Annotated in this window: 5 protein-coding genes; 2 read left to right on the forward strand and 3 right to left on the reverse strand. The window is 61.9% G+C overall.

What is annotated here, in order from left to right; translation table 11 throughout:
- Positions 1 to 74: 74 nt before the first annotated feature.
- Positions 75 to 959, reverse strand: coding sequence for a LysR substrate-binding domain-containing protein (locus DCO47_RS24795; protein ID WP_116659132.1), 885 nt, complete (start codon positions 957 to 959; stop codon positions 75 to 77).
- Positions 960 to 1,116: 157 nt separating this feature from the next.
- Between DCO47_RS24795 and DCO47_RS24800 the strand changes: the two genes are divergently transcribed.
- Complete coding sequence (locus DCO47_RS24800) at positions 1,117 to 4,143, forward strand: FAD-binding and (Fe-S)-binding domain-containing protein (RefSeq protein WP_116659133.1); 3,027 nt, start codon at positions 1,117 to 1,119, stop codon at positions 4,141 to 4,143.
- Here the strand turns inward: DCO47_RS24800 and DCO47_RS24805 are convergent.
- Positions 4,076 to 4,762, reverse strand: a complete 687-nt coding sequence (locus tag DCO47_RS24805; RefSeq protein ID WP_083352561.1) for a paraquat-inducible protein A — start codon at positions 4,760 to 4,762, stop codon at positions 4,076 to 4,078. The genes DCO47_RS24800 and DCO47_RS24805 overlap by 68 nt on opposite strands.
- Positions 4,759 to 5,355, reverse strand: a complete 597-nt coding sequence (locus tag DCO47_RS24810; protein WP_042606737.1) for a paraquat-inducible protein A — start codon at positions 5,353 to 5,355, stop codon at positions 4,759 to 4,761. Before DCO47_RS24810 ends, DCO47_RS24805 begins: the two co-directional genes overlap by 4 nt.
- A gap of 182 nt (positions 5,356 to 5,537) precedes the next feature.
- Between DCO47_RS24810 and DCO47_RS24815 the strand changes: the two genes are divergently transcribed.
- Positions 5,538 to 6,707, forward strand: a complete 1,170-nt coding sequence (locus DCO47_RS24815; RefSeq protein WP_116659134.1) for a DUF1624 domain-containing protein — start codon at positions 5,538 to 5,540, stop codon at positions 6,705 to 6,707.
- The last annotated feature ends 98 nt before the right edge of the window (positions 6,708 to 6,805 follow it).

A 6,805-nucleotide genomic window follows, 5' to 3' on the forward strand; every position in this document is an offset into this window, starting at 1 on the left:
GAGCAGGCTCACTCCTACAGTTTGAAATGCGCTCCCCTGTAGGAGTGAGCCTGCTCGCGATGGCGCCGGTGCTGTCAAAGCGTCTCCAGCAGCCAATCCCTGAACGCCTTCAACGAAGGCAGATTCTCATTGCGCGGCGGATACACCAGGTAATAGCTGCGCCGACTGGTAATTGGCTCGCCCAGTTGCAGCAATTCGCCCTTGAGCAATTCTTCCTCGACCAGAATTCGCGGCACCAGGCCCACGCCGATATTGGCGCGTACCGCCTGAATCAAGTGAGAGGTCATCTCAAAGCTCGGCCCGATCCTCATGCTGCGGTGCGGCAGTTGATGATGGCTGAACCATTCCGCCCACGCCTGGGCATTGCTGCTGACGTTGAGCAGCAACTGCCCGGCGATGTTCCCCTCGGCCTCGTCGCGTTCAGTTTCCTGCAGCTGCGCGCTGGCAATCGCCACCAGTTCTTCGGTGTGCAAGGGCAGGGCAGTCAGGCCTGGCCACTCACCCCCGCCAACGCAGATGGCGGCGTCGATTTCGCTGGTGTCGAAGTCGATGGTCTCGATCCGCGAGTGCAGGTGCACGGTCATGCCCGGGTGCGCCGTGTAGAAATCCTTCAGCCGTGGCAGCAGCCATTTCGACCCGAAGGTCGGCAACGTCGCCAGGCGCAGGCTGTGAATGCCCGAACCAAACGCCATCGCCTGCAACGTCGCGCTGCGAATCTGCCCAAGGGCTTCGGCGAGCTCGCGCTGATACATGCGCCCGACATCGGTCAGTACCACCTGCCGGCCTTCGCGAGTGAACAGGCGCATGCCGAGCATCTTCTCGAGAATCTGTACCTGCCGGCTGACCGCGCTCTGCGTCAGTGACAGTTCATGGGCGGCGCGGGTGTAGCTCTCGTGGCGAGCGGCGGCCTCGAAAGCCAGCAGCAGCGACATGGACGGCGTGAGGGTGCGCGGATTCATTCGTAAAACTCATTGATAGCGGGCCGAATTTACGCTTGTTCCAAGGTTTGCCAGCAATGAACATGGGCGCAATCAGATGGCGGAGCCTGACGCAATCATTCGTTGCGCACAACTGTTCACCGCCACACAGCCCGATTTGACCGAGATGACCTGACCGATGATTGCCCAGCTGTCGCCCGCCAAAGCCCTGACCGGCGATTACCAACAATTCCTCGCGGCCCTGAAAGACAGCGGCTTTCGCGGTGAAATCAGCGCCGATTACGCCAGCCGCGTGGTGCTCGCTACCGATAACTCGATCTACCAGCGCCTGCCGCAAGCGGCGGTGTTTCCGCTGGATGCGGGCGATGTGGCGCGGGTAGCACGGCTGATTGCCGAGCCCGCCTACGAGAACGTAGTGATCACCCCGCGTGGCGGCGGCACCGGCACCAACGGCCAGTCGCTGACGGACGGCATCGTTGTCGACCTGTCGCGGCACATGAACCGCATCCTGGAAATCAACGTCGAACAACGCTGGGTGCGGGTGCAGGCCGGGGTGGTCAAGGATCAGCTCAACGCCGCGTTGAAATCCGCCGGGTTGTTTTTCGCCCCGGAATTGTCGACCTCGAACCGCGCCACGGTCGGCGGCATGATCAATACCGACGCCAGTGGCCAGGGCAGTTGCACCTACGGCAAGACCCGCGACCATGTGCTGGAACTTGAGATGATCCTGCGCGGCGGCGAGCGTCTGCAAGGTCTGGCACTGACGGAGGATGAGCTTGAAAGGCAGTGCGCTCGCAATGATCGGGTCGGCGAAGTCCATCGTTGTGCACGGCAGATCATTGATGAGCAGGGCGAGCTGATCAAGGCACGCTTCCCCGATCTCAACCGTTGCCTGACCGGTTATGACCTGGCGCACCTGCGCGAGGCCGACGGGCGCTTCAATCTCAACAGCGTACTCTGTGGCGCGGAAGGCTCGCTGGGCTTCGTTGTCGAAGCGCGTCTCAACGTGCTGCCGATCCCCAAACATACGATGCTGGTCAATATCCGCTACGCCGGGTTCATGGATGCACTGCGCGATGCGCGGGCGTTGATGGCGCTCAAGCCGTTGTCGATTGAAACCGTCGATTCCAAGGTCTTGTTGCTGGCGATGCAGGACATCGTCTGGCACGGTGTTGCCGAGTATTTTCCCGAAAACGCTGAGCGCCCGACTTTGGGGATCAACCTTGTCGAGTTCTGCGGCGACGACCCCGAAGATTTGCAGCGTCGCGTCGAAGCGTTCGTCGAACACCTGAAAAATGATCGCACCGTGGAGCGCTTGGGCCACACGCTGGCGGTCGGTCAGGCAGCGGTGAACAAGGTCTACGGCATGCGCAAACGTGCGGTGGGCCTGCTCGGCAACGTCGCCGGTGAAGCCCGCCCGCAGCCCTTCGTCGAGGACACCGCCGTGCCGCCGCAGCACTTGGCCGAATACATCGCCGAGCTGCGCGACCTGCTCGATAGCCATGGTTTGCAGTACGGCATGTTTGGCCATGTCGACGCCGGTGTGCTGCACGTGCGGCCGATCCTCGACATGAAAGACCCGCAGCAAGCGGCGCTGGTGCGCCCGGTGTCCGATGGTGTCGCGTCATTGACCCAGCGCTACGGCGGCCTGCTCTGGGGCGAACATGGCAAGGGCCTGCGTTCGGAGTACGCGCCGGCATTCTTTGGTGAACTGTATCCAGCGCTGCAAGCCTTGAAAGCAGCGTTCGACCCGTTCAACCAGTTCAACCCAGGCAAGATCGCCACGCCTGCCAACAGCGGCGCGGCGCTGCTGAAGATCGATGAAGTGACCCTGCGTGGCGAGCTGGATCGGCAGATAGACGAGAAGGTCTGGCAGAGCTACGGTGCCGCCATGCATTGCAACGGCAACGGCGCCTGCTACAACTTCGATCCCGATGACGCCATGTGCCCGTCGTGGAAAGCCACCCGCGAGCGCGCGCAGTCACCCAAGGGCCGTGCTTCGCTGATTCGCGAATGGTTGCGGTTGCAGGGAGAGGCGGGTGTTGATGTGCTTTCGGATGCGATTCGCCAACCGGCGTTCTTCCGCACGCTGTGGCAGCGTTGGCGTAACAGTCGCGATCCGTCGGCGGACTTTTCCCATCAGGTGTATGACGCCATGGCCGGTTGCCTGGCCTGTAAATCCTGCGCGGGGCAATGCCCGGTCAAGGTCAACGTGCCGGAATTCCGCTCGCGCTTTCTGGAGCTGTATCACAGCCGTTACCTGCGTCCGGCGCGGGATTATCTGATTGCTTCGCTGGAATATACGATCCCGTACATGGCGCGGATTCCGGCGCTGTATAACGGTTTGATGGGCGCTGGCCGGGTGCGTGGCGCACTGGCGCGTATCGGCGGCATGGTCGATGTGCCGTTGCTCAGCCGTTTCGATTTCCACGCGGCGATGCGTCGTTGGCAGGTGCAGCCAGCGACGGTTGCGAGACTGTCGACGCTCACGTCGGAGCAACGCGAACGCAGCGTGGTCATCGTGCAGGACGCCTTCACCCGCTACTTCGAAGCGCCGTTGTTGGCGGATCTGGTCGAGCTGATTTCGCGCCTGGGTTATCAGGTGTATCTGGCACCGTTCAGCGCCAACGGCAAACCGCTGCATGTGCAGGGCTTTCTTTCGGCGTTCAATCGGGCGGCGTTGCGCAACGCTGAGCAACTGCAGGCGCTGACGCAGACTGGCGTGCCGCTGCTGGGGCTCGATCCGGCGATGACCCTGGTCTACCGTCAGGAGTACTTGAAAGTCCCGGGCCTGCAGGCCTGTCCGCAAGTGGCGCTGGTGCAGGAATGGTTGCTCGAAGTCATGCCGGAGCAGACGCCTCAGGCCCAGGCCAAAGCGTTTCGTCTGCTCGCCCATTGCACGGAGAAGACCAACGCGCCGGCCGCGACCCGGCAGTGGGAACAGGTTTTCGAACGTGCCGGTTTGCAGCTGGCGACGCAAGCCACCGGTTGCTGCGGGATGTCCGGCACCTATGGCCACGAGGCACGCAATCGCCAGACCTCGGCGTTGATTTACGAGCAGTCGTGGGCGCGTCAGGTGCAGGCGCCGGCGGAGCAGGGCGAGGCGTTGGCGACCGGCTATTCCTGCCGCAGCCAGGTCAAGCGCCAGTCGGATCGGGCGCTGCGCCATCCGTTGCAGGTGTTGCTGGAGGCTCTGCGTCGCTGATCGTGTCGCTGGTGTCCTGGTCCCAGATCAGGCGCGGGTCGAAACTCATCGCCGCGAGCATGGTGAACACCACGACCAGGCCGAAGAACAGGATGCCCGGTCGTGGCTCGATATCGCCCAGCGCCTGGAATTTCACCAGCGCCGCGACCAGCGCGACCACCAGCACGTCGAGCATCGACCAGTAACCGATCAGCTCGACGAAGCGATATAACTTCGAACGTTCCCTGCGCGCCCAATCGCTGTTTCGCTGGACGGTGATCAGTAGCAGGGTCAGGGCGACGAATTTGATCCCCGGCACCGCGATGCTGGCGATGAAAATGATCAAGGCAATGTCCCACGCCCCGGCTTCCCAGAACTCCAGCACGCCGCTCATGATCGTGCTGTCGGCGCCGTTGCCGAGCATCACCGTGTTCATGACCGGCAGCAGATTGGCGGGAACATAAAAGGCCAGCGCGGCGAGCATGTACGCCCAGGTGCGCGCCAGCGAATTGGTCTTGCGTCGATGCAACGGCGCATCGCAGCGCGGGCACTCGTGTGGCTCGTCGGTCATATCGCAGGCCAGACCACAGCTGTGGCACAGGCACAGGTTGAGTTCGCTGGCGGTCGGCGGACGCTTCATAAAATGTCCCACAGTTCGCGGATGTCCCGGCCGGCGATGCGGATCATCATCAGGCTCAGCACCGCCAGGGCGAACAGGCCGATCCCGGGCAGCACATCGAGCAGGCCGGCGAGTTTGAACACTGCGACCATCGCCCCCAGCAGACACACTTCAAGCATGCTCCACGGGCGCAGGGTTTCCAGCCAGCGCATGCACAGATTGAACCCCGGTGCCCGACGCAGGCCGAGGGCAAAACCCAGCACCCAGACCAGCAGCACCAGCTGAAAGGCCGGGGCGATGATGATCGCAATCGCCGCGACCATGGCGATAAACGTGATCGGTCCCTGGCTCAGCGCCAGCACCGAATCCCACAGCGTCGCGCTGTTTTTCATGCCTTTGAGGCTGATGCTCATCACCGGATAGAAATTGGCAAACAGCCACAGCATCGCCGCCGTGAACGTCAGCGCCAGACGCTGCTCGATCGTCAGGCCGTTGAAGCGCTGCAGCACGCCACCGCAGCGCACGCACAGGGTTTTCTGGTGCTTGGCGAGCACGACTTTTTCGTACACGCAATCACAGTGCTCGCAGATGATCAGGTGTTCGGTGTTGACCATGGACAACGCTCAAGGAAGGCCGCGACGGCAGGGCAGACCTGTTCACTATAGAAGGCCGGGGCCGATGGGCAACCTTGATCCTGAGATGTTTGGGTTTTGCTTTTTTGATGTTATAAGGTAACGAGAATTTGCGGGCGGCGGTGTGGCCGTCCGGTGTTATCCCTCTCGATTGCGAAAGATCCATGACCCCTGTGCTTCCCCGTTCTGCCCCATTGACGACTGGCCGGCTGCTCTCCATTGATGCGCTCAGAGGCCTGGTGATCCTGTTCATGCTGCTCGATCACGTGCGCGAAACCTTCCTGCTGCACCGCCAGGTCTCCGATCCGATGGACGTCGCCAGCACCGAGCCGGCGCTGTTTTTCAGCCGCACGCTGGCGCATTTGTGTGCGCCGGTATTTGTCTTGCTGACCGGATTGTCGGCCTGGCTGTACGGTGAAAAATACGCTGGCAAAACCGATGTCAGCGCGTTTCTGTTCAAGCGCGGATTATTTCTGGTGGCGCTGGAATTCACTCTCGTCAACTTCGCCTGGACGTTCCAGTTACCGCCCAGCGTGATCTACCTGCAAGTGATCTGGGCGATCGGCCTGAGCATGATCGCGCTGGCGCTGCTGGTCTGGTTGCCGCGCGCGGTGCTGCTGACGCTGAGCCTGGCGATCATCGCCGGGCACAACTTGCTTGATACGCTGCACTTCCCGGTGGAGTCGGCGCTGCATGTGCCTTGGGCGATTCTGCATGATCGAGGCTGGATCGAGATCAGCGACACCCTGCGCTTGCGTACCTCGTACCCGCTGCTGCCGTGGATAGGTGTGATCGGTCTGGGTTATGCGCTGGGCACGTGGTTCGCCCGAGGTATGGATGCGGCGGTGCATCAGCGTCGTTTGCTGCTTGCCGGAGTCGGTGGGTTGCTGGGGTTTGCGGCACTGCGCTTGATCAACGGCTACGGCGAGAAACCGTGGGCGGTCAGCGATTCGCTGGTGCAGACGCTGATGAGCTTTTTCAACATCACCAAGTACCCGCCGTCACTGCTGTTCATCGCATTGACCGTTAGCTCCGGCCTGTTGCTGCTGCTCGCCTTCGAGCGCGTGCAGAGTCGCCGCTGGATTGGCTGGCTGACCGTATTCGGCTCGGCGCCGATGTTTTTCTATCTGCTGCATCTGTACGTGTTGAAAGTGTTGTACCTGATTGGCGTGGCGCTGTTCGGGCTGAATCAGGGCAGCTATTTCGGCTTTTCGACGGTGGCGGCGGTGTGGCTGGCGGCAGTGGTCCTTGCCGTGGTGTTGTACCCGGCAGTGCGCTGGTTTTCGCAACTGAAAGCGCGGCGCCGGGACATCAGCTGGTTGAAATATCTGTAACTTGCGCGGACTTGTGGGAGCGAGCCTGCTCGCGAAGAGGGCGTGCCAGTCAATACATTCGGTGACTGACAGAATGCTTTCGCGAGCAGGCTCGCTCC

Source organism: Pseudomonas sp. NDM (genome assembly GCF_003105095.1).
In the GTDB taxonomy this organism is placed as follows: domain Bacteria; phylum Pseudomonadota; class Gammaproteobacteria; order Pseudomonadales; family Pseudomonadaceae; genus Aquipseudomonas; species Aquipseudomonas moraviensis_A.